The organism is Dactylosporangium sp. NPDC006015 (genome assembly GCF_040614215.1).
In the GTDB taxonomy this organism is placed as follows: Bacteria; Actinomycetota; Actinomycetes; order Mycobacteriales; family Micromonosporaceae; genus Dactylosporangium; species Dactylosporangium maewongense.
Map to the genome: position 1 here is coordinate 48,285 of NZ_JBEXUD010000060.1, position 25,387 is coordinate 73,671.

Below are 25,387 nucleotides of genomic sequence, written 5' to 3' on the forward strand. Positions count from 1 at the left end.
CTGATGCGGTCACGGTGCGGTCACGGCAACGTCTGGAGACGCGCCATGCCGCCGGCGTCGACGAACTGGCGGTGCCACAGCTCGAACTGCAGCAGCGACCACAGCCGCCGGCTCTCGTCGGCCCCGCCGTCGTGGCGCCGCAGCATCGCCTGCACCGCGTCCTGCCGGAACAGGCCGCGCGACCGGGCGGTGGCGTCGGTCAGCACCGACCAGGTCAGCTCGCGCAGGTCGCCGCGCAGCCACGCGGCCAGCGGCACCCCGAAGCCCATCTTGGGCCGGTCGATGACCTCGGCCGGCAGCCAGTCCGCCATCGCCCGCCGGAACAGGTACTTGGTGGTGCCGGGCCGGACCTTCAACCGGGTCGGCAGCGCGGCGGCCCACTCCAGCAGGTGCTGGTCCAGCAGCGGCGAGCGGGCCTCGACGGAGTTCGCCATCGTGGTGACGTCGACCTTCGCCAGCAGGTCGCCGGGCAGGTAGGTGTTGACGTCGGCGTCGATGACCCGGCCGACGGCGTCGGGCGCCGCCGAGCGGCGGAAGGCGTCCTCGAGCAGCGCGACGCTGTCCACCCCGCGCAGCCGCTCCCGCAGGTCGTCGGTGTACAGGGTCCGCAGCTGGTCTTCGGAGAAGATCGACATCATGCCCGCGTAGCGGCCGATCGGTGGGCGGGACAGCAGGTGCAGCGTCCTGCCCACCCGCCGCAGCGTGCTGCGCGGCGCCGCCCGGTCCCCGAACGCGCCGAGCCCGTCGAAGAGCCGCCGCGGCCGCAGCGCGGGCAGCCGCGCGAGCGACCGCATCAGCAGGTACCGGTGGTACCCGCCGAAGCACTCGTCGCCACCGTCGCCGTTGAGCACCACCGTGACGTGGGCCCGGGCCAGCCGGGCCACGAAGAAACTCGGGATCGCCGACGGGTCGGCGAACGGCTCGTCGAAGTGCCACGCCAGGTCCGCCAGCAGCTGCGGCAGCGGACCGAGGTCGGCCGGCCGCACGACCATCTCGTGGTGGTCGGTGCCGTACCGGTCGGCGACCTGGCGCGCATACCGGCGCTCGTCGAAGCGGTCGTCGTCGAACCCGATGCTGAAGGTCCGGACCGGTCGCGCCGACAGGCGGGCCATCGCCGCGACGACGGCGGAGGAGTCCAGGCCGCCGGACAGGAACGCGCCCACGGGCCGCTCGCCGACCAGGCGGGTGGCGACCGCGTCCAGCAGCAGGTCCCGCAGCCGCTCGGCGGCGGCCGGCTCGTCGGGCACCGGCGTCTCGGTGCAGTCCAGCCGCCAGTACGGGCGCACGCTCACCCGGCCCGCCTGCCACGTCAGCAGGTGCCCGGGCGGCAGCTTGTGCACCTGCTCGAAGATGCTCCACGGCGCGGGGACGTACTGGTAGGTCAGGTAGTGGTGCAGGGCGACCACGTCCAGGCGCGGGGTGAACGCCCGGTCCTGCAGCAGCGCCTTCGCCTCCGACGCGAACGCGACGCCGCCGCCGGTGTCGCGCCAGTACATCGGCTTCTTGCCGACGCGGTCGCGGCCGAGCAGCAGCCGCCCCCGGCCAGCGTCCCAGATCGCGAACGCGAACATGCCGCGCAGCCGGTGCACCAGGTCGTCGCCGAACTCCTCGTACAGGTGGACCAGGCACTCGGTGTCGCCGGCGCTGGTGAACGCGTGGCCGCGGCGGATCAGGTCGGCGCGCAGCTCGGCGAAGTTGTACAGCTCCCCGTTGCAGACCGCGACCACCGACCGGTCCTCGCTGTACACCGGCTGCCGACCCCCGGCGACGTCGACGATCGCGAGCCGGCGCATGCCGAGCGCCGCCGCCGGACCGTCGTGAACGCCCTCGTCGTCGGGTCCGCGATGGGCGAGCACGTCGCACATGCGCCGCACGAGCACGGCGTCCGCGCCGGCGCCGGCCACACCCGCGATCCCGCACATCAGCGGCGGACCTGCGCCGCGGCGAGCATCCCCCGGTACAGGTCGACGTGCTGGTCGACCATCGTGTCGCCGTGCAGGTGGATCCGGCTCCACTGGCGGGCCGCGCGGCCCATCGCCTGGGCCCGGCCCGGATCGGCGAGCACGCCGGCGATGGCGTCGGCGAGCCCGGCCGGGTCCCGCGGCGGCACGAGCAGCCCGCGCCCGTTGGCCAGCAGCTCCGGCGAACCGCCGACCGCGGTGGCGATGACGGGCCGGCCGGCGGCCATCGCCTCCATCACCGCGTTGCTCATGCCCTCGGTGAGCGACGGCAGCACGACGGCGTCGGCGCGGGCGAGCAGCCGGTCGACGTCCGTGCGCGGGCCGAGCATGCGCAGGTCGACCCCGAGCCGGGTCGCCTGGCGGATCAGGGCCCGGCGCTGCTCGCCACCGCCGGCGAACACGAACGTGCACGGCGTGCCGCGGTCGCTGAGCAGCCGGCCCGCCTCGAGCAGGTGGTCGTGGCCCTTGTACCGCTTGAAGTTGGCCACGCACAGCACGACCGGGCGCTTGCTGCGGATGTGCGCCGGGCGGGCGTCCGCGAAGGCCTCGTCCGGGAGCCCGTTGTAGATGACCTTGATCTTGGTCGTGGTGACCTTCTCGGTACGGCGGACGCAGGCGGCCACGGCGTAGGCGTTGGCGACCAGCAGGTGCGTCATCCGGGTGGCGATCCGCTCGGTGAGCAGCGCCATTCGCCGGCCCTGCTTGAAGTCGTCCAGGCTGCGGCGCCCTGCGATCACGACCGGCACGCGCGCGATGCGGGCCGCGGGCGCCGCCATGACGTAGCTGTGGAACAGGAACGCGTGCACGAGCTCGGGGCGGGTCTCGCGCAGGAAGCGGGTGAGCCGGACGAACGTGGCGAGCAGGCAGGACACCGCCCGCCAGCCCGGCCGGGGGGTCCAGCCGAGATAGACGGTCCGCACGCCCGCCTCGCGCAGCGCCGCCGAGCGTGGCCCCTCGCCCGTCAGGACCACGACCGTGACGTCGCTCCCCCGCCGCTGGAGCCCGTCGGCGAGCATGACGACCTGCTTCTCGGTGCCGCCCAGGCCCAGCTGCCCGATCACGATGCAGACCCGCAGTCCCGCACCCGCCGGCGTGGACGCCTGTGCGGGAACGGCGGTGAGCGTCGCCGCGCCCCCTGCCGACGATTCATCTTCCACGCCACCACCATATGACCTCAATATGGCTATAAAACGATTTTTCGTGTTCTGCAAACCGCTTTGCCGGAATTCGATAGATTCGTGCGGCAAGAGCCGCATCCGCTGCACACCATCCCACCGCCATTGGAGGCCACCGATCGTGCCTGGGACGACGCCGCAGCCGCAGACCTACCTCGTCACCGGCGGCGCCGGTTTCATCGGTTCGCACCTCGTCGAGGCACTGCTGCGCCGCGGCGACCGGGTCGTCGTCCTGGACAACTTCTCCAGCGGCCGCCGCGCCAACCTGGCCGGCGTCGAAGGCCACCCGGGGCTGCGCGTCGTGCAGGGTTCCGTCCTCGACGAGCTCGTCGTCGAGGACCTCGTGCGCCAGTGCGACGTCGTCGTGCACCTCGCCGCCGCGGTCGGCGTCCGGCTGATCGTCGAGCAGCCCCTGGCCTCGCTGACCACGAACCTCCGCGGCTGCGAGAACGTCGTCGAGGCCGCCTGGCGCCACCGCCGCGCCGTCCTGCTGACCAGTTCCTCGGAGATCTACGGCAAGAACAGCACCGGGCCGCTGCCCGAGGACGCCGACCGCATCCTCGGCTCGCCGTCGGTCGTCCGCTGGGCGTACAGCACCGCCAAGGCCGTCGACGAGATCCTGCTCAACGCCTACCACCGCGAGCGTGGCCTGCCCACGATCATCGCCCGGCTGTTCAACACCGTCGGGCCGCGGCAGAGCGCCGCCTACGGCATGGTCATCCCGCGCCTCGCCAGGCAGGCGGTCGCCGGCCACCCCCTCACCGTCTACGGCACCGGCGAGCAGACCCGCTGCTTCGTCCACGTCGCGGACGTCGTCGACGCGCTGCTGCGGCTGCTGGCCACGCCGGCCGCGATCGGGCAGACCGTCAACATCGGCTCCTCCGACGAGATCAGCATCCGCCGGCTCGCCGACCTCGTCGTCGCCGCCGCGGGCAGCCCGTCACCGATCGAGCTGATCCCGTACCACGAGGCCTACGGCTCGGGGTTCGAGGACATGCACCGCCGGGTGCCCGACACCCGGCGGCTGCGGGAGCTGACCGGCTGGGCCCCGCGCCGCACGCTGCACGACGTGCTGACCGCGGCGATCGCCGAGGCACGGGCCGAGGCCGCCGCACCGGTCCCGCAAGGGCAGCTGGTCGCGTCGTGAACCCGCCCTGGCTGGCCGCACCGGTCCTCGCGGGGCTCGTCGCGGTCCCGCTGGCCGCCGTCCTCACCGCGGTGTGCCGGCGCACGGCTGTGCGCACCGGCATCGTCGACCGCCCCGGCGGCCACAAGGCCCACGCCGCGCCGACGCCCTACCTCGGCGGCCTCGCCGTCGCCGCGGCGACCCTCGCGCCGGCGCTGCTCCTGGTCGCGCGCGGGCCCGCGCCCGCCGCGGCCCTGCTGCTGGCCGTCGCGGCCGCCGCCGTCGGCACCCTGGGCCTCATCGACGACCTGGCACCGCTGAGCGTCAACACCCGCCTGGTCGTCGAGGCCGGCGCGGCCGGTCTCGTCGCACTCGCCGGGCACACCGTGCCGGTCACCGGACAGCACTGGCTCGACGTCGCGCTCACCGTGGCGTGGATCGTGCTGCTGACCAACTCCTTCAACCTGCTGGACAACATGGACGGCGCCGCCGCCGCGACCGCCGCCGTCACCGCCGTGCTGCTCGGCGTCGCCGCCACCGGCTCCGGCCGCGAGGCGCTGTGGTGGTGCCTCGGCGGCGCCTGCGTCGGCTTCCTGTGGCACAACCGGCCACCGGCCCGCATCTTCCTCGGCGACGCCGGTTCGCTGTTCGTCGGCTTCCTCATCGCGACCGGCACCGTCGTCGCCGCACCCGACCGCTCCCCCGGCACGCTGGCGGTGCCGCTGCTGCTCGCCCTCATCGCCGTCGTCGACACCGCGCTGGTCGTGGTCGCGCGCCGCCGCGCCGGCCGGTCCTGGCGGCAGGGCGGCGCCGACCACACCTCCCACCGGCTGCGGCTGCTCGGCCTGTCGGCGGCGCAGGTCGCCGCGGCGCTCGCCGCCGGCGCGGCCCTCTGCGGCGGCCTCGCCCTGCTGGTGCGCGCCGGTCAGCTGCCGGCCACCGCCGGGCTCGGCATCGCCGCCCTCACCGGCACCACCGCCGTGTGCCTGCTGCTGCGCGTACCCACACCGACCGCACCGGCGGCCCAGCGCGCGCTGACCGCCCGCACACCGTCCCGCACACGATGAAACCCGAAAGAGGCCCGGCCTTGGAGCTCCGCTCGATCCTGCCGCTGCTGCGCGAGCGCTGGAAGTCCGTGGTCGCCACCGTCCTGGCCGCGATCGCCGTCGGCATGGTGCTCACCGCCCGCCAGACGCCCTGGTACGAGGCCAGAACCACGCTGTTCGTGTCCGCGTGGGCCGACGGCGGCGACGCGGCGAAGGCGTACCAGGCCGACCTGCTGTCCCAGCAGAAGGTGAAGTCGTACTCGGTGATCGTGCGCGACAAGCGGGTCATGCGCAGCGTCATCGACAAGCTCGACCTGACCGTCACGCCGGACGCCCTCGCCGCGCGGGTCAGCACCGACACGCTCGAGGACACCGTGCTGCTGACCATCCGCGTCACCGACACCTCACCGCAGCAGGCGCAGCGCATCACCGACGCCGTCGCCGACGAGTTCATCCGGCTCGTCCCGACCCTCGAGGCCACCCCCGACGGCAGCCCGTCACCCGTGCACGTCAGCGTGGTCAGCCCCGCGGACCTGCCCGGCGTGCCGGTCTCACCGCGGCCGCTGCACAACCTGGCGCTGGCGACGCTCGCCGGGCTGCTGGCCGGCGCGGCCCTCGCCACCGTCCGGCACGCCATGGACACCTCGATCAAGACCACCGAGCAGGCGGAGGAGATCACCGGCACGTCGCTGCTCGGCGTGATCCCGCGCAACCCGGACCAGACCGGCATCGCCGCCGTCACCGAGGAGGACTCCAGCGGCCGCCAGGTCGAGGCGTACCGCCAGGTGCAGACCAGCATGCAGTTCATGGACGCCGACCGGCGCACCAAGGTCGTCGTGGTGACCAGCTCCGTGCCCGCCGAGGGCAAGTCCGTCACGTCGTGCAACCTGGCCCTGTCGATCGCCGAGTCCGGGCGCTCCGTCCTGCTCATCGACGCGGACCTCCGCCGCCCGCAGGCCGCCGGCTACCTCGGCGTGCCGTCGGGCGCCGGCCTCACCAGCGTCCTGATCGGCCAGGCGGAGCTCGACGACGTCATCCAGCCGTGGGGCGACACGTCCCTCTCCGTGCTGGCCAGCGGTCCGGTCCCGCCCAACCCGAGCAAGCTCATCGGCTCCAACCACATGCGGCGGCTGCTGGACGAGCTGCGCTCCCGGTACGACATGGTCATCATCGACACCCCGCCGGTCCTGCCCGTCGCCGACGCGATCGTCCTGTCCGCCCTCAGCGACGGCGCGATCTTCGTCGTCCGCCACGGCCACACCCGCCGGGACCAGGTCTGCAAGGCGACCGCGGCACTACGCCGTGCCGAGGTCGACGTGCTCGGCTTCATCCTGAACATGACGCCGCGGCGCACCGAGGACGCCTACAACTACTACGACGCCTACTCCGCCGGGCACGCCGCCACCTCCGTCGGCACGCTCGCCGGACGCCTCACCGGCCTGCGCGAGAAGATCGCCATCCGGCTGTGAACACCAGCATCACCGCCACCGCCCGCCAGTTCCGCATCCTGTACGTCTGCGTCGGCAACCTCTGCCGCTCGGTCCTCGCAGAGCACCTGACGCAGCGCGCCATCACCGAGTGGCCGCCGGCGCTGTCCCACCGCTTCCACGTCCACAGTGCCGGCACCCGCGGACGTGACCGCCAGCCGATGCACCCGTACACCGCGCAGGTCCTCACGGCCCGGGGCGCCTCGCCCGCGGCGTTCACGACCAGCCGGCTGACCGCCGTCGCGATCCGCGGGGCGGACCTCGTGCTCACCGCCACCGTCCGCGAACGCGACGACGTCCTCGCGCTGCACCCCGCGGCCGTCCGCCGCACGTTCACCATCAACGAGTTCGCCCGCCTCGCCCCGCCGGACGGCGGCGGTGCGCACGAGGCCGACCCGGACCTGCCCGAAGACCCGGTCGCGTTGGCACGGCAGCGGGTCGCCGCCGCGGTGCGCCGCCGCGGGCGCACCCGGTGCGCGACCGGGTCCAGCGTGGCGCCCGACGACATCCCCGACCCGGACCGGACCCTGGACGCCTTCGACGACTGCGCGACCGCGATCGACCGCGCGGTACAGGTGATCCTGCACGCGCTGAGCGGACCGCGGTGACGGACCGGCGGCCCGCCCTCGACGGCCTCCGCGCCGTCGCGGTCGCCGCCGTCGTCGCCTACCACCTCGACCCGCGCCTGCTGCCGGGCGGGTTCCTCGGCGTGGACCTGTTCTTCGTCCTTTCCGGCTATCTCATCACCGGCCTGCTCCTGCGCGAGGCCCGCAACGGTCCCGTCGACGTCATCGCGTTCTGGATCCGGCGCGGCCGCCGCCTGCTGCCGGCGCTGTTGCTGATGGTCGCCGCGGTCGCCGTCGCCGTCCGCCACTGGGAACCAGCCGGGCTGTGGGCCGACCGCAGGGGTGACCTCATCGCCGCCCTCTGCCACTACGCCAACTGGCAGGACATCACCGCGCCGCTGTCGTACTTCACGCAGACCGCCGCGCCGTCACCGCTGCGGCACATGTGGTCGCTGGCGGTCGAGGAGCAGTGGTACCTGCTGTGGCCGCTGGTGCTGCTGCCGGTCCACCGGCGCCGCCCCCGGCCCGCCACGGCCGCCACCCTGCTGGCCGTACTGGCCGCCGCCAGCGCACTGATCATGGCCGTCACCTACGACCCCGGCAACCCGATCCGCGCCTACGCGGGCACCGACGCCCGGGCCCAGGAGCTCCTCATCGGCGCGGCCCTGGCGCTCGTCGCGCGACGCGCCACCGGCACGCGGCTGGTCACGCCGTTCGCGCTCGCCGCCTGCGCCGGGCTGATGCTGCTCGTCCACGACGCGGCACCGTTCTACTACCGCGGCGGCGCGGCGCTGGCATCGGTCGTCTTCGCCGCCCTCATCTGGGGTGTCGAGAGCGCCCCCGACACGCCCGTCGCCCGCCTGCTCGCCACCGCGCCGCTGCGCGGCACCGGCCGCGTCTCGTACGGCATCTACCTGTGGCACGTGCCGGTCATCGCCTTCACGCCGCACGCGCTGCCCTGGCACCTGTCCGGTGCCGGGACCGCCGCCGTCGCCGTGGCCGTCACCCTGCTGCTCGCGACCGGCTCATACCTGCTGGTCGAGCGCCCGGTCCTGCGCGGGCGGCCCCGAGCCGCCTGCCGGACCGGGACGAGGTTCGTCACCGCGGCCGTGGCGGCCCTCGCCGCCTGCGCGACGCTCGCGGTGACCGCCACCACCTACGCGACCGGCTACCAGGCCCAGCAGGTCGACGCCGCGCGGACCGCCAGCGAGCACGCGGTCGCCGCCGGCTCCGCGACCGGGGCGATCTGCCCCGACACGACGTCGATCTGCGTCCGGACCCGGCCCGAAGGGACCGGCCGTACCGTCGCCGTCGTCGGCGACTCGATCGCCCGGTCGCTCGACCCCGGCATCGCCGACCTCGCCGCCCGCAACGGTTGGGGTTACGTGCTCGCCGCCCACAACGGCTGCGGGCTCACCGGCCTGCTCAACACCGACGGCGCCCAGCCGAAACCGTTCATGCGGCAGTGCGCGGCGCAGACGCCGGCCCGCATCCGGCGGCTCCTCGACGAGCACCGTCCCGATCTGGTCATCGCGTATTCGCGGTGGGAGCTCATCACGCATCTCACCCCGTCCGGCGAGCGGGTCGAGCCCCTGTCGAGCCGCTGGAAGGCCGACGTCCACGAGCACCTGCGGGCGTTCGCGCAGACCGTGACGCGCGCGGGGGCGAAGCTGGTGCTGGTCGCCGTCCTGCCGCTCGTCCCGGCGGGCCCGGACTGCCTGCGCGACCCGGCCCCGCCGGCGTGCAGCGCGACGCCGGACCCGCTGACCGAGGCCACGAACCGGATCTACGCCGCCGTCCGGGACGAGGTGCCGGGCGTGACCCTGGCGACGCTGCAGGAGTCGGTGTGCCCGGGCGGCACCTGCCGTCCCATCGTCGACGGCGTCCTGCTGCGCGTCGACGGCCTGCACTTCTCCGCCGACGGCGCCCGCTGGTTCGTCGCCCGGATGGCTCCGTTGCTGGCGCCCGGCGGTTAGGCGACCTTCGGGCGGGCGGCGCGGAACACCTCGATGGCGACCTTCTTGCTGAACGCGTCGCTCGTGTCCGACATCCACACGACGACGCTGAACACGCCGCCGCCGAGCTCCACGCCGACCGCGCGGTCACCCTCGCCCGGACTGTAGTAGGCGTCGCGGGGGTTCGGCGTGATGACGCAGTCACCGGCCTTGCCACACGCGCGACGCGCGTCCGGCCCCGACGATGGCAACAGACCCCCGGTCACGGGCCAGTCGAACGGGCGTGGATCGCGAAGGCGGTCAGCAGCACGATCGGGGCGAGGATGCCGGCAATCACCTGCGGCCTGCGCAGCAGCGGCCGGCCCGCGTCCATCGGCCGGACGGGTGCACCGCCCGGCTGCGCGGCCGGGGCCGCCAGCGCGGTGACCTTCGTCATGGCGGCCCAGTTGAGCAGCAGGACGATCGGCGCGGCCACGGCGAAGATGCCGTACCAGCCGAACGTGAACATCTTCTGCTGGAGGTCCCGGAAGACGGCGGTGCCACAGTCGCGGCAGAACGGGCCCGGGGCCCGGGTGTAGCCGATCCAGATCAGCACGGACTGGACGGCGCGGAACTTGGTGTCCGCGGCCGGCACCGCACCACAGCAGCGGCACTGCAGGACCGGCGTCGACGGGCCCGGGTCCACGCCGGCTGCCGACGCGTAGGCGGTGAGGCTGCCGCCGGCGCCGGTGGCGAGGCGGTGCATCACCTGCTGCGCGGGCCAGATCCGGGCGCCGCCGGGCAGGTCCAGGGCGGCGTGGTCACCGTCGCGGACCCAGGTGCCGCCCACCCGGCGCCGGATCACCTCGCCGACGTAGCCGCCCAGCATGGCCACCCGAACGTCCAGGTCCTTGCCGAGCAGGCCACGCGAGCGCGGGCGGCCGTCCGGCGCCTCCGCGTTCAGGAACCGCTCGATCTCCCACAACGACGACGGCGAGAAGTCGGCGCGGTAGCCGGCCGCCGTCAGCACTTCCACGGCCCAGTCCGCCCCCGCACGCACGTCATGGTCGATCGCCACGGGCATGATCTTGGCACATCGTGCGCCTGATCCCTAGAGCTGACGCTGCCGCCAGGTCAGTAAACGGCCGGGATTCGCCGCCGGAGGGCGATGTCGGCCAGCCGGGAGAGCATCTCGGCGCTGCGTGGGCCGAGCAGCGCCGTCTGGACCCGGCGCGGCAGGTACCGGCCGATGCCCTCGGTCAGCTCGTACACCATGGTCACCCGGGTGCCTCCCTCGACCGGTTCGAGGTCCAGCCGCACCGTCGCCGCGCCGATCGGCCACGCCCGGGCGTGCAGCTCGAGCATCTGGCCCGGGACCACCGCCCGCACCGAGGTCACGTCCGTGATGTGCAGCGGCCACGGCCCGACCTGGTGATGCAGGCGGGTCCCGACCGCGGGCCAGCCCTCGTCGACGTCCCTGATGTGGGACGCACCGACCACCCAGCTGGCGTACATCCAGCCGTCGGCCAGGACCGCGAAGACGCGATCGGGTGAGGTGCGGACGAGCTTGCGTCGCTTGGCCACTGCCGTCTCCCTTCGACGCCGGAGATCCGCAGTCTTCCCGCTTCCGGCCGGTTTAAAGCAGGAACGCCGGGCGTGCAGGCGCGGGAAGATGGTCGAGTGAAGGCGATCTACCCAGACAACGGTGATGGCGATCCGGATGCCGTGCCCGGCGTGTGCCCCGTGACCGAAGGTGCGACTTCACTCACGCTTGAAGTTGACGGGGAGCTTTTCGCCCTCACCCCGAACGAGTTCGGCGGCACCGACTACGCGTGGCTGAGCGGGCCGAACCCCGGCTACGGATTCGGCGTGAGCCCCACCCCGAACCTGTCACTCGACGAGCACAGAGAGCACATCCGCGGCTTCCTGGCCCAGGTCGACCCCGCCACCGGATACATCGAGGACGACTGAGGCACAGAGCCGCTTGAAATTCCCGCCGGCGACCTCCGAACACAGAGGCGCATCAACTCCGTGGCCGGGCATCCTCGAGATCGGTAACCTCACGCCGTGACGCCCGCTGACCAAGAGGACCGGTCCTCCGACGCAGCGAGGGAGCCGGTCACATGACGGTTCACGGCTGCCGGAGCTGCGGAGCCGCTCTGACGGTTCCGGTGTCAAGGGTGGCGCTTCCCGTCCACACGTATCAGAGGTACGGCAACGGGCCGGGTCCACTCGACCCGTTGCTGGAGCCCGGCACATTCGCGATGGATCCGCTGCCCTCCGGCTCGCCGGGGCGCCGGTGGGCCGAGCTCGAAGCTGGTGAGGCCGAGGCACTTGGCTGGTACGCGCCGAGGTTCGCCATCTCCGACGGACCGGCCGGCCAGGTGCTGCTCGCCCCGGGGGACGTCCGCGGCGTCTTCATCGATCCGGCGCTGGTGGGCGACTCCGCATGCTGCGGCCTCGACGGCAGCGAACCCAACATGGTCTGCGTCACCTGTGGCACGCCGGTGGCCACCCGGATCGACGACTGCGGCCTGTGGCAGGCGGTGTGGCTGGAGCCGCTGACAACCCACGTGATCGAGGAGGGTCCCGGTCCGCACCCGGTGCTCGACTGGAGGGACCTGATCGACCAGCGGCCCGGCATCCCGCCGTCCGAACCGGACGGCGGCTGGCACCCGATGTGGACGGCCGCCGTCGCCTCGGCGCTGGCGCACCTGCTGGCCGCCTCGGGCGGCGACCCGATCCTGATCCCGGATCACCGGGTCGCCGCCATCTTCCGGCCCACCCTCGACCGTCTCGTCGGCCCGGTCAACGCGCGGTCCGAGTGCACCCTGGTCCTGGCCGGGCCCGGCCTTCCGGCCGCCGACGGCCACCTCGCCCTCGTCCCGGAGCATCCGCAGACCGGCGAACACTGGCCGGTGGCCCGGCCGGTGAAGCCGGTCCCGCTGGCCTGGGACGTATGGCGGCACCTCGCGTTCCACCGCGACGTCAAACCGGTCGGGCTGTCGGTTCCGATCCCGCCGGAGGCGCTGCCGCCGCTGTTCCCCAGTCACCGGCTCGATCCGGACGGGCGGATCTTCCTCAAGGTACTGGCCCGCCTGCCCGAGGTCAGGCAGCCCTGGCTGCGTGCCATCTACGACCGAGGCCGCCGCTTCGACTACTGCTTCTACGTCTTCTGACCCGGCCGACGGCCCCTTCAGGGATGGTTCATGACGCGTTCAAGCCGTGACGGAAGGCGTACGTGACGGCCTGGGCGCGGTCGCGGGCGCCGATCTTCGTGAACAGGTGGTTGACGTGGGTCTTCACGGTGCCTTCGCTGACGACCAGGTGGGCGGCGATCTCGGCGTTGGACAGGCCGCCGGCCATCAGCGACAGCACCTCGGCCTCGCGGGGCGTGAGGCCGTCCGGGAACGCCGGCCGTGGCGGCGGCGCGGTGGCGATCGCGTCGATGAGGTGCCGTTGTACGGCCGGGTCGATGGCGGCGTGGTTGTCCAGGACCTGTTGCAGCGCCTCGTGGATCTGTGCACCGCCGGCGTCCTTGGTCAGGTAGCCGCGGGCGCCGGCCCGGAACGCGTCCAGCACCGACCGGTCGTCCGAGTACGTGGTCAGCACGACCACCTTGACCTCGGGCGCCTCGGTGCGCAGGCGGCGGGTGGCCTCGATCCCGTCGCAGCGGGGCATCCGCAGGTCCATGAGCACGACATCGGGTCGCAGGGATTGGGCGAGCGTGACCGCCTCGTCGCCGTCGGCGGCCGTGCCGACCACCTCGAAGCCCTTCATCAACCCGAGCACCATGCTCAGCCCTTCGCGGACCACCCGCTGGTCGTCGGCGATCAGCACCCGGATCATGCCGGCACCACCAGCTCGACCCGGAACCCGTGGCCGGTGGCGCCCGCGCTGAGGGTGCCGCCGAGCAGTTCGGCCCGTTCGCGCATCCCGGTCAGCCCGTAGCCGTCGGTCTCGGCCGGGATCACGGGCGGGCGGTCGGCGAAGTCCTCCACGGTCAGGCGGGTGTCCGTCGACTCGTAGGCGAGCCGCAGCGAGACCCGCGTCGGCGACGCATGCCTGGTCACGTTGGTCAGCGCCTCCTGCGCCACCCGGTAGAGGGCCAGCCGGGCCTCCGGTTTCAGCGGGTGCGGCTCGCCGGACACCGCGAAGTCGCACAGCACGGCCTGGTCGCGGGTGAACTGCTCGGCCAGTGCGGCGAGCCGGTCGGGTCCGGGCAGGTCGTCGTCGCGCAGTGTGCCGATGGCCCGGCGCGCTTCCTCCAGGCCGGTGCGGGCGAGGTGGTGGGCGCGGTCGACGGCGACGGGCACGCGCGGGTCGGTCGGATCCTCGGTGATCAGCATCCGCGCCCCCTCCAGGTGCAGCAGCAGCCCGGACAGCGAATGGGCGAGCACGTCGTGCATCTCCCGGGCCAGCCACTGCCGCTCGGCCAGCCCGGCCGCCTCGGCCAGCGCCGCCTGGCCCTCTTCCAGCTGGGCGAGCAGCCGCTTGGTCTCACGCTGCGACTCGGCCAACCGGAACGCCAGGTACAGCAGGCCGAACAGCACGGCGAACCCGGCGAGCACGGCCAGGAAGCCGAAGTCCTGCCCGGTGATCGAGGCCACCATCTCCAGCACCACGAACGCCACGATCAACGCCGGGACGGCCACCCGGACGGGCATCAGCGCGGTCGCCGCGCACAGCACCGCGACCAGCACCGCCACCGAGCCCGGACCGCCCGGCTGCACCGCCACCAGCGCCACCGAGCTGACGAGCATCGCCCCGACGAAGACCACATGCGCCGGTCGGACCGGCAGCTCGGTGGTCGCGTTGCGGCCGAACACCCCGGTCACGAACACGGCGGTGGCCAGCACCACGATCAGCCGCTTCCCGGTCAGCCCGAATCCGGGCTCGGCGGTGGCCGCGGCCCACACGAACCATGCCAGCATCAGCGGCGTCAGCAACTGCATCCACCGTACGACCCGGAGACGGGTCAACGCGGGATCCTCCGTCTGCACCCTTCGACCCTAAACGGGTGCCGCCGTGCCGGCGTCGACCCGTCGGTAGAGGCGCGTCTCCACCTGCGGGTGGAGAGACGACTTCTACCCGCGCGCCGATGCCTCACCGCGCCCCTGGGAAGCAGTCTGGGCGGCATGGGAAACGACCACCTGCACACCGTCGTCAAGCTGCTGGCAGCCTTCCTGACGATCAGCCTGTCCACCGTCGTCGCCGCGGTGGTGATGCGTCACAACCCGGCGCTCGTCACCTCGGCCGTCTGGATCCGCACGCCGCTGGTCGCGGCGAGCGCGGCGGTGCTGCTCTTCCTGGCCCGCCGCGCGGCCGCCGGCGATCGGGGCTCGTTCCGCCGGCTGCGCATCATCTCGATGGTGGTGCTGGCGGCCATCGTCGGCGTCGTCGCCTGGCCGAACGCCTTCCCGACCTGGCTCCGCATCGAGCAGGCCGTGTGCGGCGTGTTCATGCTCAGCGTCGCGGTCCGCACGAACCTGCGTACGGTCCGGTCGTCGATGGAGCCCGGCCCGGCCGCATCGGCGCCCACCGCCGTCGCCGCGCGAAAGCCGGGGGCATAGCGCGACGGAACACGCCTCAGCCCTGCCACTGCCGGCGCACGGTGGCCTTGGGGCCGGTCACCAGCGTCGCCGCCGGGACGTCGTCGGCCACGACGGCACCCGCGGCGATGACGGCGTCGCGGCCGATGGTGACGCCGGGCAGGATCGTGGCGCCGGCGCCGATCCAGACGTTCTCGGCCACGTCGATCGGCGCGCCGGTGAGCCACTCCCGGCGCGGCGCGGGGTCGACGGGGTGGCCGACGGTGATGAACGTGGCCTTCGGGCCGATCATCACGCGCTCGCCGAGCCGGATGCCGGCGTAGTCGAGGAACGTGCAGTTCTGGTTGATGAACACCCGCTCCGCGAGCTCCAGGCGCAGGCCGTGGTCGGTGTAGAACGGCGGGTAGATCGTCACCTTCGCGGGCAGCGGCCGGCCGAGGATCTGTTCGAGGAGCTCCGCCTTGCCCCGCTCGTCGTCGAACGGCAGGACGTTCAGGCGGGAGGTGAGCTCGGTGACCCGCAGCACCCGCTCGGACATCGCCTGGAACTCCGCGCTGCGGATGCGCATGAGCAGGTCATCGGGCATGTGGTGGTCCTTCCACGGTCCATGACGGTCGCCAGAGCGGCGCGGCGGGCTTCGGCAGGGTGTCGAGGTGCGAGACGATCCCGCGGAGCCCCGGGTGCGGGTTGGTCCGCGGCAGGATGAGCGAGATCGGGTAGACGATCGCGGGGTCCACGATGGGGATGCGGCGCAGGTCGTGGCCGGTCGGCCAGATGTACCGGTCGCGCGAGCCGACGAGTGTGGCGACGTCCGCGGACCCGGCGAGGACGTCCAGGAGGACCTCGTCGCCGAAGTGTGGTCCCGCCGCGTCCAGGCGCAGGTCGAAGGCGATGGTCAGCTGGTCGTAGAAGTCGGCCCACTCGCTGCGCGGCGCGATGCCCGGCACCCAGATCCGGTGCCCGCGCAGCTGTTCCGGCGTCAGTTCCCGCGCGGCGGCGAGCGGGTGCCGCGGCCCGGTGAGCAGCTCCAGCGGCGAGTCGAACGCGTGGATCATCCGTAGCTCGTGCGGCAGCGAGGCGGGCTCGGTGACGGTCCGGAACGAGGCGTCCACGTCACCGGCCGCGACGGCGGCGGCCGCCGTCCGCGGATCGTCGACCCGCAGCGTCACCACGTCGAGGTTCGTGCCGGGGTGCGACCGCCAGTACTCGTGCAGCACCACCGCCTGCGCGCTGCGCAGCCCGAGGACGTCGATCCGCAGCGCCCGGAAGCCGGGTCTGACGGCGGTGACGGCCCGCTCGACCGCCGCGACGATCCCCCGGGCGTGCGGCAGGAACGCCTGCCCGTCGGGCGTCAGCTCCACGCCGCGGGCGGTGCGGTTGAACAGCCGCACGCCCAGCTCCCGCTCCAGCGCGGCGATCCGCTTCGAGACCGCCTGCTGCGTCACCCCCAGCTCGAGCGCCGCATGGCGCAACTGCCCGAGCTCGGCCGCCCGGACGAACGACCGCAGCCCCTCCGTGTCCACCGGTACACCATAAACACGTACAACCGATGGTTGTGGCTCATGTCTTGCCGAAACCTTTAGGCGTATTCATAGATATCTGACGATATCGTGTGGCGCATGGTGAATCTGCGTCCGTCCCGGCGCGCAATGATCCGCGCCTTCACCGTCATGGTGGGTGCCGCCGCCGCGGTCGTCCCGGTGACCGCCGCGCTCGCGGCGCCCACGTTCAAGGTCCCGTTCCCGTGCGGCCAGGTGTGGTCGGGTCAGACCCGCTCCGACCACAGCCCCGCCAACGCCATCGACTTCAACCGCGCCAACGACGACGGCGACCCCGTCGTGGCCAGCGCGTCCGGCACCGTCGACCGGGTGACCGACCTCGGCAACACCAGCTACGGCAAGTACGTGCGGATCGACCACGGTGGCGGGTACACCACCTACTACGCCCACCTGAGCCGCTTCAACGCGTCCGTCGGCCAGACCGTCCGCTACGGCCAGGTCATCGGCTACGTCGGCACGACCGGCGGCTCGACCGGACCCCACCTGCACTACGAGCAGCGCTCCGGCGGCACCGCCGTGAAGATCAAGTTCAACGGCACGCAGGCGCTGTACTGGGGCACGAAGAACTACACCAGCGACAACGGGTGCCCGTCCGGCTCCGCGAACGGCACGGTGAACACCTCCGGCACGCCGCTGACCGTGCGGTCCGGCCCCGGCACGAACTACGCCCCCGTCGACACGGTCGCCGACGGGGTCGCCGTGACGATCGGCTGCCAGACGACGGGCACGACGGTCGACGGCACGTACGGCACCAGCAACATCTGGGACCGGATCGGCTCCGGCCGGTTCATCGCCGACGCCTACGTCCTCACCGGCTACGACGGCTTCATCCCCGGCGTGCCACGCTGCTGACCGCCGCGCGGCGGTCCCGGTGCGGGTCCCGTCCTGGCGCAGGCCGGGACCCGCGTGAGCGCCTGCGGATGGTCACGGGTAGCAATGCGGGCCGTCAGGCTACGCGGATCCGCCCGTCAGAGCTGCGCTCGGGCCTGCTCGATGTGGCGGACGATGGCGTGGGCGCCGTTGGCGTCAGCGAGGGCGTGCGCCTCGTCGAGGGTGGCGAGCGCGTCCTCGCGGCGGTCCTGGGCGGCGGCGATGTAGGCCAGCCCGATCATGTTGGAGGCCACGCCCGGCAGGGCCCCGATCTCGCGGCGCAGGCGGGAGGACTCCTCCAGGCGCTCGCGTGCCTCGTCCAGCCGGCCGGCCCGGTGCGCCGCGATGCCCAGGTGCCGCAGCGCCTCCGACCAGGTCGGCTTGTCGCCGGTCCGCTCCGCCAGCAGGCGGGACCGCTCCAGGAACGGCACCGCGACCTCGTCGTCATGCCGGATGAACTGGTGCACGCAACCGACCCAGAACAGCGCCTCGGCCTCGCCGCGGGTGTCCCCCAGCGTCCGGTACAGCTCAAGCGCCCGCTCGAACAGCCGCAGCTCGGCGGGGTCCTCGGTCGGCGACGCACCAGTGTCGGCGGCGGCGTTCTGATACCGCGCGTGCAGGATCAGGCCGCGCGCCAGCGCCGTGTCGGCCTCGACCGCGTCCAGTCCTCGTTCGGCGCCGTCCAGCCCGCCCGGGTCGCCGCCGTACACCGCCCGCGCGTAGCCGTCCCTGGCCCGTTCGATCCGTTCGTCGCCGCTCATCGCCGCCCCCGTCGCCGTCGCCCCTGTCCTGCCGGCTCCGGCAGTCTCGGCCTGTTCGGCAACGCAGTCAACGGTCAGGCAGGCGGCGATGCCGGCGACCGCCCGCGGACATGTTCGACTGGCGGCCGCACCTCGGTTGAACACGGCCGCGGCGCAACGAACGGCGGCCCGGACTGACCGGAGGACCGTTGCGCGCGGTGGAGATCGTCGAGTTTCCTCAGCGCAACGGTTCTGGAGGGGGCAAACGCGTGCGGTTCCCGGTCACGGTGATGTTGTCCGGTTCGGCGCACGAGCTGCACGCGGAGGTGCAGCCGGACGCGCGGGTCGAGGACCTGGCCCGGGCCCTGGCGGCGCACTTCGCGACGCCCGGCGAGGTCGGGGTGGCGACGGCCGCCGGCCCCCTCGACGCCGACGCGTCGCTGGTGGATGCGGGTGTACGAGCCGGCGCCCTCCTGCACGTCACCCTCGGCACCGGTCCGGGCGCGGCCGCGCCGGCGACCGGGCAGGCCGCCGGCCGGCGGCTGCGGGTGGTCGCCGGGCCCGACGCCGGGGTGGTGTTCGCGCTGCCCGGCACGGGCACCGTCACGATCGGGCGGACCGCAGACAACGACGTGCAGCTGACCGGCACCGGGATCAGCCGCCGGCACGCCGCGCTGCGGGTCGGGCCCGGCGGGGTCGAGGTGTCCGACACCGGCTCGTCCAACGGCACCACCCTCGACGGGGCCAGGCTCACCGCCCCCGCCCGGCTCCTCCCGGGCACGGTGCTGCGGATCGGCCGCGACGAGCTCGTCCTTGACCCCCTTCCGGCCGACGCCCCGGCGGCCGACGCGCCGGACGCGGCGCGGCCCCTGCCGGACGGCACGCTGCGGGTGACCCGGCCGCACCGGTTCGTGCCGGCCGCGCCGGTGGTCACCGTCGACCTGCCGCGCCGCCCCGACGAGCGCCGCGGCGGGACCGCCGCCGTCGGCATCGGCGCCGCGGGCGGGCTCGTCCTCGGCGTGGTCGCGTTCCTCGTGTGGCACAACGCGATGTTCCTGCTGTTCTCCGGCGTGAGCACCGTGACACTGCTGGCCACCGGCGTGTGGACGTGGTGGCGCGGGCGCAGCGACAGCCGGCGGGAGCAGCAGCGGTTCCGCACCGCCAGCGACGACCGGCAGGCCGAGCTGACCGCGCTGCTCACCGAGGAGCGGCAGCGACTGCTGGAGCAGTCGCCGGACGTCGCCGGCACCGTCCTGCTCGCCCAGCACCACGACGCGCGGCTGTGGCAGCGCCGGCCGACCCACGACGACTTCCTGCGGCTGCGCATCGGCGTGGCCGACCAGCCGAGCCAGATCACGGTCCGCGACCCGTCCGCCTCCCCGGACGCGCCACCGGTGCAGCAGCCGGTGCAGCCGCAGGTGCCGGTCCTCGCCGACCTCGGCACGGCCGGCACCGTCGGGATCGCCGGCCCGCGCGCGCAGGCCCGCGCCCTGGCCCGGTGGCTGCTGCTGCAGGCGGTCGTGCAGAGCGGCCCCGCCGACCTCAGCGTCGCCGTGCTGACCAGGGCCGGCGACGCAGCCGACGACACGGGCGCCGCCGCCTGGGACTGGGTGCGGTGGCTGCCACACGCCCGCCCCGACACCGGTCCGCTCGCCCGCGTCGGCGTGGACACCGCGACGCTCACCCACCAGGTGGAGACCCTGGCGGCGGTCGTCGCCGCCCGGCGCCGCCCCGACGCGCAGCCGCGCCGGTTCGGGCACAACTGGCTCGTCGTCGTCGACAACCTGCCCGAGTTCGACGTGCCGGGGCTCGCCGACGTCCTCGCCCACGGCCCGGACGCCGGCGTGTTCATCGTCGCGGTGGGGCAGCTGCCGTACCGCTGCCCGATCACCGTCGACTTCACCGACGCCGCACGGGTCCGGCTGCGCCGCATGCACCAGCCGGACCTCGACGGGGTCGTCGCCGACCAGGTCAGCGCCGTCGCCGCGGAGCGGGCCGGGCGGGCGCTCGCGCCGCTGCGCGACCCGGAGACCCAGCACGCCGGCGGCGGCATGCCGGCCGAGGTGGCGCTGCTCGACCTCGCCGACACGGCCGACCTCGACGCCCGGTGGCGGCGCCGGCCGCGGCAGACCCGGGTCGCGATCGGCCGCACCGGCGACGGGCCGCTCAACGTCGACATCGCCGCACACGGGCCACACCTGCTCGTCGCCGGCGCGACCGGCTGGGGCAAGTCCGCGTTCCTGCAGAGCCTCATCGGCGCGCTCGCCCTCGCCAACCGCCCCGACGAGCTCGGGTTCGTCCTCGTCGACTTCAAGGGCGGCGCGGCGTTCGCGGCGTTCGCCGACCTGCCGCACACCGTCGGCAGCATCAGCAACCTCGACGGCCGGCAGGTGATGCGGGCGCTGGACTCGCTCGCCGGTGAGCTCGACCGGCGGCAGCGGTACCTCGCGGCGGCCGGGGTGGAGAAGCTGGAGCTGTACCAGCAGCGCGCCGACGCCGGCACCCTGCCGCCCGGCTGCCCGCCGCGGCTGCCGCGGCTGCTGGTCGTCATCGACGAGTTCGCGATGCTCAAGGAGCAGCTGCCGGCGGAGATCCTGACCCGGCTGGTGCACGTCGCGACCGTCGGCCGGTCCCTCGGCCTGCACCTGGTCATCGGCACGCAGACGCCGCGCGGGGTGGTGCCGGCGGAGATCCGGCCCAACATCAACCTGCAGGTCGCGCTGCACCTGCCGGCCGAGCACTCCCTCGACGTCATCGGCCGGCCCGACGCCAGCACCCTGACCGGGAAGGGCCAGGCGTACCTGCGCCGCGGCGAGGACACCGACCTGGTGCTGTTCCAGTCCGCGTTCCTCGGCGGCGGCACCCGCCGCGCGCCCGGCGAACGGGTCCGGCTGATCCGCTCGCCGTGGCCGCGCCTGGGGTACCCGCCGGCCGACGCCGCCCGCAGCGCCGCCCGCGACGTGGACGTGCTCGTCGACGCGGTCCGCGCGGCGGCGGCCGCCGCCGGGGTGAGCGGACCGGAGCGGCCATGGCTGGACGAGCTGTCGGCGGCGCTGCCGCTGTCCTCGGTGCCCCTGTCCGCACCGTCCGGCCTGGTGTTCGGGCGGGAGGACCAGCCGGAGCTGCGCGCCCAGCCCGCCGCCGTCTGGGACCTGCACGAGGGCACCAACCTGCTCGTCGCGGGCCGCCCCCGGTCCGGCCGGAGCACCTTCCTGCGGACCGTGGCGGCAGCGGCCCTTCGTACCGGCGAAATCCACATCTATGTGATGGACTGCGGCGGCACCCTGGGCGACCTCGCGGCCCTGCCGCACTGCGGCGCGGTCGTGGACGCCGGCCAGCTGGACCGCGGCGCGCGGCTGCTGGCCCGCCTCGAGGCGCTGATCCGCGAGCGGGAACGCGGCGGCGGCCCCCGCACGCTGCTGCTGGTCGACGACTGGGACACGTGGCTGCAGACGTTCGGCGAGGTCGACCACGGCACCCTGTACGACGCGCTGGTCCGCATCGCCCGCAAGGGCCCGGCCGTCGGCGTGCACGTCGCGGTCGCCGGCAGCGGCGCACTGCTGACGTCGGGCCGCTTCCGGGCGCTGACCGAGTCGTCACGGGACCTGCTCGCGCTGCCGTTCGCACCCGGGGACCACGCGCTGCTCGGCATCCCGGCGACCGCCGTGCCCGGCGACCAGCGCCCCGGGCAGGCGATCCGGCTCACCGGCCGGCACCGCATCGTCCAGGTCGCCGTCGCCGACCCCGGTGTCACCGCCGCCGCGGTCACCGTCCGCCCGTGGCGGGTCGACGAGCTGCCGGACCAGATCAGCGTCGCCTCGGCCGCGACCCTGCCCCGTGACTCCTCCCCGTCCTGGATCCCGGCCGGCGTCGGCGGCGACGACCTGCACCTGCTCGGCGTCGACCTGACCGCCGAGGGCCCCGGCTTCTACGTCACCGGCGAACGGCGCAGCGGGCGCAGCACCGCCCTGCTCGGCATCGCCCTGGACCTGCTGTCACGCGGCACGCAGGTCGTGATCCTCGCGCCGGTGCGGACCTCACCGTTGCACGCGCTGTCCGGTGTACCGGGGGTCGCGGCCATCCTGGGGGTCCGGCAGCCCTCCGTCCGCCAGGCGCAGCTGGCCCTCGCCGCCGCCGGCACCACCGGGTGCGTCGTCCTCGTCGACGACGCCGAGCACCTGCTGCGCGGCGACGCGGGTGCTGTCCTGCGCGAGTTCCTCCTCGAAACGGACCCCGCGCACCTCGGGATGGTCGTCGCGGCCGCCGTCGACGACCTGGCCGCACCACCGCCGGGCAGCTTCGCCGCGGAGGCCGGCCGCTCCGGCGCGGGCCTGCTGCTGGGCCCGCGCCAGCCGCGCGCCCACCTGTTCAACACCGTGGTGAAGATCCCGCAGGCGTACGTGACCGCCGACCCACCCGGCCGCGGCGTGCTGATCCGCCCGCGCGGCATGGCCCCCGTGCAGGTCCCCTACGCGACCACCGACGACGCGGCGGCACTGGTCGCGGCCCGCCCGCGGCGGGTGCCGCAGCTGCTGGGCATCACCGACGCCCTGGCCGGCCCGGCCCCCACGACCGTCCCCCGCCTCCGCTCGATCGTGGCGGAGCTGCTGGCCGCCGGCTTCGACGCTTTGGAACCGGCCGCGGCCACCCAGGCCCTCGAACTGGCCGGCGCCGGCTTCACCGGCTCCCCCACCGAACTCCTCGCAAAGGTCCGCCCCTTCAGCTGACCCGATCGGCTGAGACGGTCGTTCGTGACCCCACGATTTCAGGTGCCACAGCCTCGAACCTTGCGGAGCCGCACGGCCAGTCGAACCCCAGCGCTGTCCGGGCGTGGCAGCACGGCACCGTCACGGTCAGGTCGTCGAACTCGCCCGATACCCGATCACTGCTTCGGGTCGGCGGCGAGCTGGATGAAGAGGGCGTAGGCGGCGTCGACCTCGGCCGGGTCCTCGCCTGCGACGAGGTCGACGAGCAGGCCGCGGGTGACGGCGACGCCCAACCGCAGCGACGCCCGGTCGGTCTCGATGCCGAGGCGTTCGCCGGCCTTCTCCGCGTCGTCGAGCCAGCTCGCGGTGAGGCCGTCCGGTCCCGGTGCGCCGCCGCGGGTGGTGAGCGCGAGCACCTCGAAGAAGAGCCGCACGAACGGGCGGACCTCGGGGCTCGACACGGCCTGCCACACGCCGGTCATCAGCTCGGCCGGGGTCGCCGCGGTCTCGGCGAGGGCGGCCATCGTGGCGCGCTGCTGGGCCTCCATCGCGCCGACGACGGCCGCGAGCAGTCCCTCCCGGGAGCCGAAGTGATACAGCAGCATCCGGTGGCTGGTGCCGACGCCGGTCGCGATCTCCCGCAGGCTGCGGTCGGCCAGCCCGTCGCGGGCCGCGAACTCGAGGACGCGGGCGAGCAGATCGTCACGGGACTCAGACATGTACCAAATGGTACAGTGGCCGCATGCGCTACGAGGAATTCACCCGAATTGACGCGCCGGTCGACCTGATGTGGCGCCTGACCACCGAGGTCGAGGACTGGCCGAAGTTCCTGCCGACCGTGCAGCGGCTGGACCGGCTCGACGGCGGCGAGCTGCGGGTCGGCAGCACCGCCCGGATCAAGCAGCCGGCGCAGAGCAGTGCGGTCTGGACCGTGACCCGGCTCGAGCCGGAGCGCGAGTTCACCTGGGAGACCAGCCGCAAGGGGCTGCGCCTGACCGGCCGCCACCTGCTGGAGCCGGCCGGCTCGGGCACCCGGATGGGACTCGTCATCGAGACCGACGGCCCGCTGTCCGGCGTCATGGCGGTGCTCGGCGGGCTGATGCGGTCGTCGCTGCGCCAGGAGGCGGCAGGCTTCACGCGCCAGGCGGCCGCCGTCCGCTGAATCCCAATTGCGTGGCGACGTCCGGGGTCCTTGCACGAAAATGGCAGCCATGGATCGGATCGAGGTGGTCATCGCCCATCACGAGCGCGCGACGCTGCGCGTCGGTGACGTGTTCCTGAAGGTCGACACCGATCAGGCACGCGTCGACGTCGAGGTCGAGGCGATGACCCTTGCGCCCGTCCCGACGCCGGAGGTCCTGTGGCGCAGGCCGCCCGTGCTCGCGCTCGCCGCCCTCCCAGGGGTGGCGCTCGGCCGTCTCGGCGAGCCGTCGACCGCGTCGCCGGCGGCGTGGGCCGCGGCGGGCGCCACCGTGCGGAAGCTGCACGACGCGCCCCTGCCATCCTGGCCCGGCCGCACCGTCGACGCCATCGCCGCGGACCTCGACACCGAGTGCACGTTGCTCATCGCGAACGACGTCCTCCCCACCGACCTCGTCACCCGCAACCGCCAGGTCGCCGAGGCCGCGCTCCGCCCGTGGACACCCGCGTTCACCCACGGCGACCTGCACATCTCCCACGTCTTCGTCGACGGCGACGAGGTCACCGGCGTGCTCGACTGGTCCGAGGCGAGCCGGGGCGACGCCATGTTCGACCTCGCCAGCCTGACGCTCGGCCACGAGGAGCACCTCAACGACGTCATCGCCGGCTACGGCCCCGGCGCCGACCTCGACGCGATCCGCGCGTGGTGGTCGCTGCGCAGCCTGCTCGCCGTCCGCTGGCTGGTCGAGCACGGCTTCGACCCGTCCAAACCGGGCTGCGAGATCGACGTGCTCCGCGCCCGCATGTGATGCCCATGGGCGCTCGGCAGCGCCGGCTGTCGGCCGGCCCGGGCGATCCCGACGGGTGGCCTACGGCTCCGTCAGGCCGTCGGGTCGTGCTTGAAGGCGACCGTCACGGCGGGGGCGGGCACCGCGGCGCGGTTGCCCTGGTGCGGTAGCTTCGCAGGTCGCCGACCGACGGCGTGTGCCGAAGCAGGAGCTACCTTGACAGTCCTCCCCGCCCTAAAGGGCGGGGATTCCCTGGGTCACCCCAGGGGGTTCCTGCTTCACCGACGACTGCCTCGTCCGAGAGGACTCTCGTTGAGGTCTTACACCGCCTCCACAGGCGATCACGGAGAGCCCCTCCGCGAGGATGTTGCGGGCTGCGTTGACGTCGCGGTCGTGGACGGTGCCGCACTGGCAGGTCCACGACCGCACGTGCAGCGGCATATGTTCAGCGAGCGCACCACAGGTCGAGCACAGTTTGGACGACGGGAACCAGCGGTCCACGGCGACCAGGGTGCGGCCGTGCCATTCGGCCTTGTATTCGAGCATGGTGCGCAACTGCCGCCAGGCCGCGTCGCCGATGGCGCGGGCGAGGCGGTGGTTTCGGACCATGTTGCGCACGGTCAGGTCCTCGATCACGATCGTTTGGTTCTCACGAACGAGCCGAGTGCTCAGTTTGTGCAGGTGGTCACGCCTGCGGTCGGTGATCCGGGCGTGGACGCGGGCGACCTTCAGCCGTG

24 protein-coding genes are annotated in these 25,387 nt (G+C 73.7%); 12 read left to right on the forward strand and 12 right to left on the reverse strand.

Features of this window, described 5'->3' with window-relative positions; translation table 11 throughout:
- Window positions 1-20 precede the first annotated feature (20 nt).
- Window positions 21-1,922, reverse strand: coding sequence for an asparagine synthase (glutamine-hydrolyzing) (gene asnB / locus ABZ321_RS51910; RefSeq protein WP_354903814.1), 1,902 nt, complete (start codon window positions 1,920-1,922; stop codon window positions 21-23).
- Window positions 1,922-3,118, reverse strand: a complete 1,197-nt coding sequence (locus ABZ321_RS51915) for a glycosyltransferase (RefSeq protein WP_354903815.1) — start codon at window positions 3,116-3,118, stop codon at window positions 1,922-1,924. Before ABZ321_RS51915 ends, asnB begins: the two co-directional genes overlap by 1 nt.
- A 139-nt stretch (window positions 3,119-3,257) precedes the next feature.
- On the opposite strand from ABZ321_RS51915, the gene ABZ321_RS51920 reads away from it, so the two are divergent.
- From ABZ321_RS51920 to ABZ321_RS51940, 5 genes are read left to right on the forward strand one after another with little or no spacing between them, the layout of a single operon-like run.
- Window positions 3,258-4,283 (forward strand): NAD-dependent epimerase/dehydratase family protein, encoded by a 1,026-nt coding sequence (locus tag ABZ321_RS51920; RefSeq protein WP_344514487.1) that lies wholly within the window; start codon window positions 3,258-3,260, stop codon window positions 4,281-4,283.
- Window positions 4,280-5,329, forward strand: a complete 1,050-nt coding sequence (locus tag ABZ321_RS51925) for an MraY family glycosyltransferase (protein WP_354903816.1) — start codon at window positions 4,280-4,282, stop codon at window positions 5,327-5,329. The genes ABZ321_RS51920 and ABZ321_RS51925 overlap by 4 nt, the downstream gene beginning before the upstream one ends.
- Window positions 5,326-6,777 (forward strand): polysaccharide biosynthesis tyrosine autokinase, encoded by a 1,452-nt coding sequence (locus ABZ321_RS51930; RefSeq protein ID WP_354903817.1) that lies wholly within the window; start codon window positions 5,326-5,328, stop codon window positions 6,775-6,777. The genes ABZ321_RS51925 and ABZ321_RS51930 overlap by 4 nt, the downstream gene beginning before the upstream one ends.
- Complete coding sequence (locus ABZ321_RS51935; protein ID WP_354903819.1) at window positions 6,774-7,403, forward strand: low molecular weight phosphatase family protein; 630 nt, start codon at window positions 6,774-6,776, stop codon at window positions 7,401-7,403. Before ABZ321_RS51930 ends, ABZ321_RS51935 begins: the two co-directional genes overlap by 4 nt.
- The gene (locus ABZ321_RS51940) at window positions 7,400-9,337 is read left to right on the forward strand and encodes an acyltransferase family protein (protein WP_354903820.1); all 1,938 of its coding nucleotides are present in this window, start codon (window positions 7,400-7,402) and stop codon (window positions 9,335-9,337) included. The genes ABZ321_RS51935 and ABZ321_RS51940 overlap by 4 nt, the downstream gene beginning before the upstream one ends.
- On the opposite strand, the gene ABZ321_RS51945 is transcribed toward ABZ321_RS51940, so the two are convergent.
- The 3 genes from ABZ321_RS51945 to ABZ321_RS51955 are packed head-to-tail and all read right to left on the reverse strand — an operon-like array spanning window position 9,334 to window position 10,879.
- Window positions 9,334-9,582, reverse strand: coding sequence for a hypothetical protein (locus ABZ321_RS51945; RefSeq protein WP_344514478.1), 249 nt, complete (start codon window positions 9,580-9,582; stop codon window positions 9,334-9,336). The genes ABZ321_RS51940 and ABZ321_RS51945 overlap by 4 nt on opposite strands.
- Complete coding sequence (locus tag ABZ321_RS51950) at window positions 9,579-10,373, reverse strand: hypothetical protein (protein WP_354903822.1); 795 nt, start codon at window positions 10,371-10,373, stop codon at window positions 9,579-9,581. The genes ABZ321_RS51945 and ABZ321_RS51950 overlap by 4 nt, the downstream gene beginning before the upstream one ends.
- A 56-nt stretch (window positions 10,374-10,429) precedes the next feature.
- A complete protein-coding gene (locus ABZ321_RS51955) occupies window positions 10,430-10,879 on the reverse strand; it encodes an SRPBCC domain-containing protein (protein ID WP_344514473.1) in 450 nt (149 codons plus the stop codon).
- A gap of 96 nt (window positions 10,880-10,975) precedes the next feature.
- Between ABZ321_RS51955 and ABZ321_RS51960 the strand changes: the two genes are divergently transcribed.
- Both ABZ321_RS51960 and ABZ321_RS51965 read left to right on the forward strand, forming a co-directional pair.
- Window positions 10,976-11,266 carry a hypothetical protein gene (locus tag ABZ321_RS51960; RefSeq protein WP_354903824.1) on the forward strand — a complete coding sequence of 97 codons (291 nt, stop codon included), beginning with the start codon at window positions 10,976-10,978 and terminating at the stop codon, window positions 11,264-11,266.
- Between the two features lie 152 nt (window positions 11,267-11,418).
- Window positions 11,419-12,474 carry a hypothetical protein gene (locus tag ABZ321_RS51965; protein ID WP_354903826.1) on the forward strand — a complete coding sequence of 352 codons (1,056 nt, stop codon included), beginning with the start codon at window positions 11,419-11,421 and terminating at the stop codon, window positions 12,472-12,474.
- Between the two features lie 28 nt (window positions 12,475-12,502).
- Here ABZ321_RS51965 and ABZ321_RS51970 read toward each other — a convergent pair whose 3' ends face one another.
- Window positions 12,503-13,144 (reverse strand): response regulator transcription factor, encoded by a 642-nt coding sequence (locus ABZ321_RS51970; RefSeq protein WP_354903827.1) that lies wholly within the window; start codon window positions 13,142-13,144, stop codon window positions 12,503-12,505.
- Window positions 13,141-14,298: a histidine kinase gene (locus ABZ321_RS51975; protein WP_344514466.1), complete on the reverse strand. Its 1,158-nt coding sequence runs from the start codon at window positions 14,296-14,298 to the stop codon at window positions 13,141-13,143. Before ABZ321_RS51975 ends, ABZ321_RS51970 begins: the two co-directional genes overlap by 4 nt.
- A gap of 135 nt (window positions 14,299-14,433) precedes the next feature.
- Here ABZ321_RS51975 and ABZ321_RS51980 point away from each other — a divergent pair, with 135 nt between their 5' ends.
- Window positions 14,434-14,868, forward strand: a complete 435-nt coding sequence (locus ABZ321_RS51980; protein ID WP_354903829.1) for a hypothetical protein — start codon at window positions 14,434-14,436, stop codon at window positions 14,866-14,868.
- A 16-nt stretch (window positions 14,869-14,884) separates the two neighbouring features.
- Here the strand turns inward: ABZ321_RS51980 and ABZ321_RS51985 are convergent, their stop codons facing one another.
- Entirely contained in the window at window positions 14,885-15,433 is a 549-nt protein-coding gene (locus ABZ321_RS51985; protein ID WP_354903831.1) for a DapH/DapD/GlmU-related protein, read from the reverse strand.
- Window positions 15,423-16,370, reverse strand: a complete 948-nt coding sequence (locus ABZ321_RS51990) for a LysR family transcriptional regulator (RefSeq protein WP_344514461.1) — start codon at window positions 16,368-16,370, stop codon at window positions 15,423-15,425. The genes ABZ321_RS51985 and ABZ321_RS51990 overlap by 11 nt, the downstream gene beginning before the upstream one ends.
- Window positions 16,371-16,466: 96 nt before the next feature.
- On the opposite strand from ABZ321_RS51990, the gene ABZ321_RS51995 reads away from it, so the two are divergent.
- A complete protein-coding gene (locus ABZ321_RS51995; protein ID WP_344514459.1) occupies window positions 16,467-17,258 on the forward strand; it encodes a peptidoglycan DD-metalloendopeptidase family protein in 792 nt (263 codons plus the stop codon).
- Between the two features lie 116 nt (window positions 17,259-17,374).
- Here the strand turns inward: ABZ321_RS51995 and ABZ321_RS52000 are convergent, their stop codons facing one another.
- Window positions 17,375-18,037, reverse strand: coding sequence for a tetratricopeptide repeat protein (locus ABZ321_RS52000; protein WP_344514457.1), 663 nt, complete (start codon window positions 18,035-18,037; stop codon window positions 17,375-17,377).
- Window positions 18,038-18,285: 248 nt separating this feature from the next.
- Here ABZ321_RS52000 and ABZ321_RS52005 point away from each other — a divergent pair, with 248 nt between their 5' ends.
- Window positions 18,286-22,743 carry an FtsK/SpoIIIE domain-containing protein gene (locus tag ABZ321_RS52005; RefSeq protein ID WP_354903834.1) on the forward strand — a complete coding sequence of 1,486 codons (4,458 nt, stop codon included), beginning with the start codon at window positions 18,286-18,288 and terminating at the stop codon, window positions 22,741-22,743.
- A gap of 155 nt (window positions 22,744-22,898) precedes the next feature.
- Here the strand turns inward: ABZ321_RS52005 and ABZ321_RS52010 are convergent, their stop codons facing one another.
- Window positions 22,899-23,441, reverse strand: coding sequence for a TetR/AcrR family transcriptional regulator (locus ABZ321_RS52010; RefSeq protein WP_344514453.1), 543 nt, complete (start codon window positions 23,439-23,441; stop codon window positions 22,899-22,901).
- Between the two features lie 23 nt (window positions 23,442-23,464).
- Between ABZ321_RS52010 and ABZ321_RS52015 the strand changes: the two genes are divergently transcribed.
- Both ABZ321_RS52015 and ABZ321_RS52020 read left to right on the forward strand, forming a co-directional pair.
- Window positions 23,465-23,884: an SRPBCC family protein gene (locus ABZ321_RS52015; protein WP_354903836.1), complete on the forward strand. Its 420-nt coding sequence runs from the start codon at window positions 23,465-23,467 to the stop codon at window positions 23,882-23,884.
- A gap of 49 nt (window positions 23,885-23,933) precedes the next feature.
- Window positions 23,934-24,671 carry an aminoglycoside phosphotransferase family protein gene (locus ABZ321_RS52020; RefSeq protein WP_354903837.1) on the forward strand — a complete coding sequence of 246 codons (738 nt, stop codon included), beginning with the start codon at window positions 23,934-23,936 and terminating at the stop codon, window positions 24,669-24,671.
- Between the two features lie 213 nt (window positions 24,672-24,884).
- Here ABZ321_RS52020 and ABZ321_RS52025 read toward each other — a convergent pair.
- Window positions 24,885-25,387 (reverse strand): RNA-guided endonuclease TnpB family protein (locus ABZ321_RS52025; RefSeq protein WP_354903839.1); only part of this gene is annotated, 503 nt, incomplete at its 5' end.

Bases quoted from the DNA above. Each gene is read 5' to 3' on its own strand.
- ABZ321_RS52020 (WP_354903837.1), top strand. From the start codon at position 23,934: ATGGATCGGATCGAGGTGGTCATCGCCCATCACGAGCGCGCGACGCTG.
- ABZ321_RS51970 (WP_354903827.1), bottom strand. From the start codon at position 13,144: ATGATCCGGGTGCTGATCGCCGACGACCAGCGGGTGGTCCGCGAAGGG.
- ABZ321_RS52000 (WP_344514457.1), bottom strand. From the start codon at position 18,037: ATGAGCGGCGACGAACGGATCGAACGGGCCAGGGACGGCTACGCGCGG.
- ABZ321_RS51995 (WP_344514459.1), top strand. From the start codon at position 16,467: ATGGTGAATCTGCGTCCGTCCCGGCGCGCAATGATCCGCGCCTTCACC.
- ABZ321_RS51930 (WP_354903817.1), top strand. From the start codon at position 5,326: ATGAAACCCGAAAGAGGCCCGGCCTTGGAGCTCCGCTCGATCCTGCCG.
- ABZ321_RS51980 (WP_354903829.1), top strand. From the start codon at position 14,434: ATGGGAAACGACCACCTGCACACCGTCGTCAAGCTGCTGGCAGCCTTC.
- ABZ321_RS52015 (WP_354903836.1), top strand. From the start codon at position 23,465: ATGCGCTACGAGGAATTCACCCGAATTGACGCGCCGGTCGACCTGATG.
- ABZ321_RS52010 (WP_344514453.1), bottom strand. From the start codon at position 23,441: ATGTCTGAGTCCCGTGACGATCTGCTCGCCCGCGTCCTCGAGTTCGCG.
- ABZ321_RS51965 (WP_354903826.1), top strand. From the start codon at position 11,419: ATGACGGTTCACGGCTGCCGGAGCTGCGGAGCCGCTCTGACGGTTCCG.
- ABZ321_RS51985 (WP_354903831.1), bottom strand. From the start codon at position 15,433: ATGCCCGATGACCTGCTCATGCGCATCCGCAGCGCGGAGTTCCAGGCG.
- asnB (WP_354903814.1), bottom strand. From the start codon at position 1,922: ATGTGCGGGATCGCGGGTGTGGCCGGCGCCGGCGCGGACGCCGTGCTC.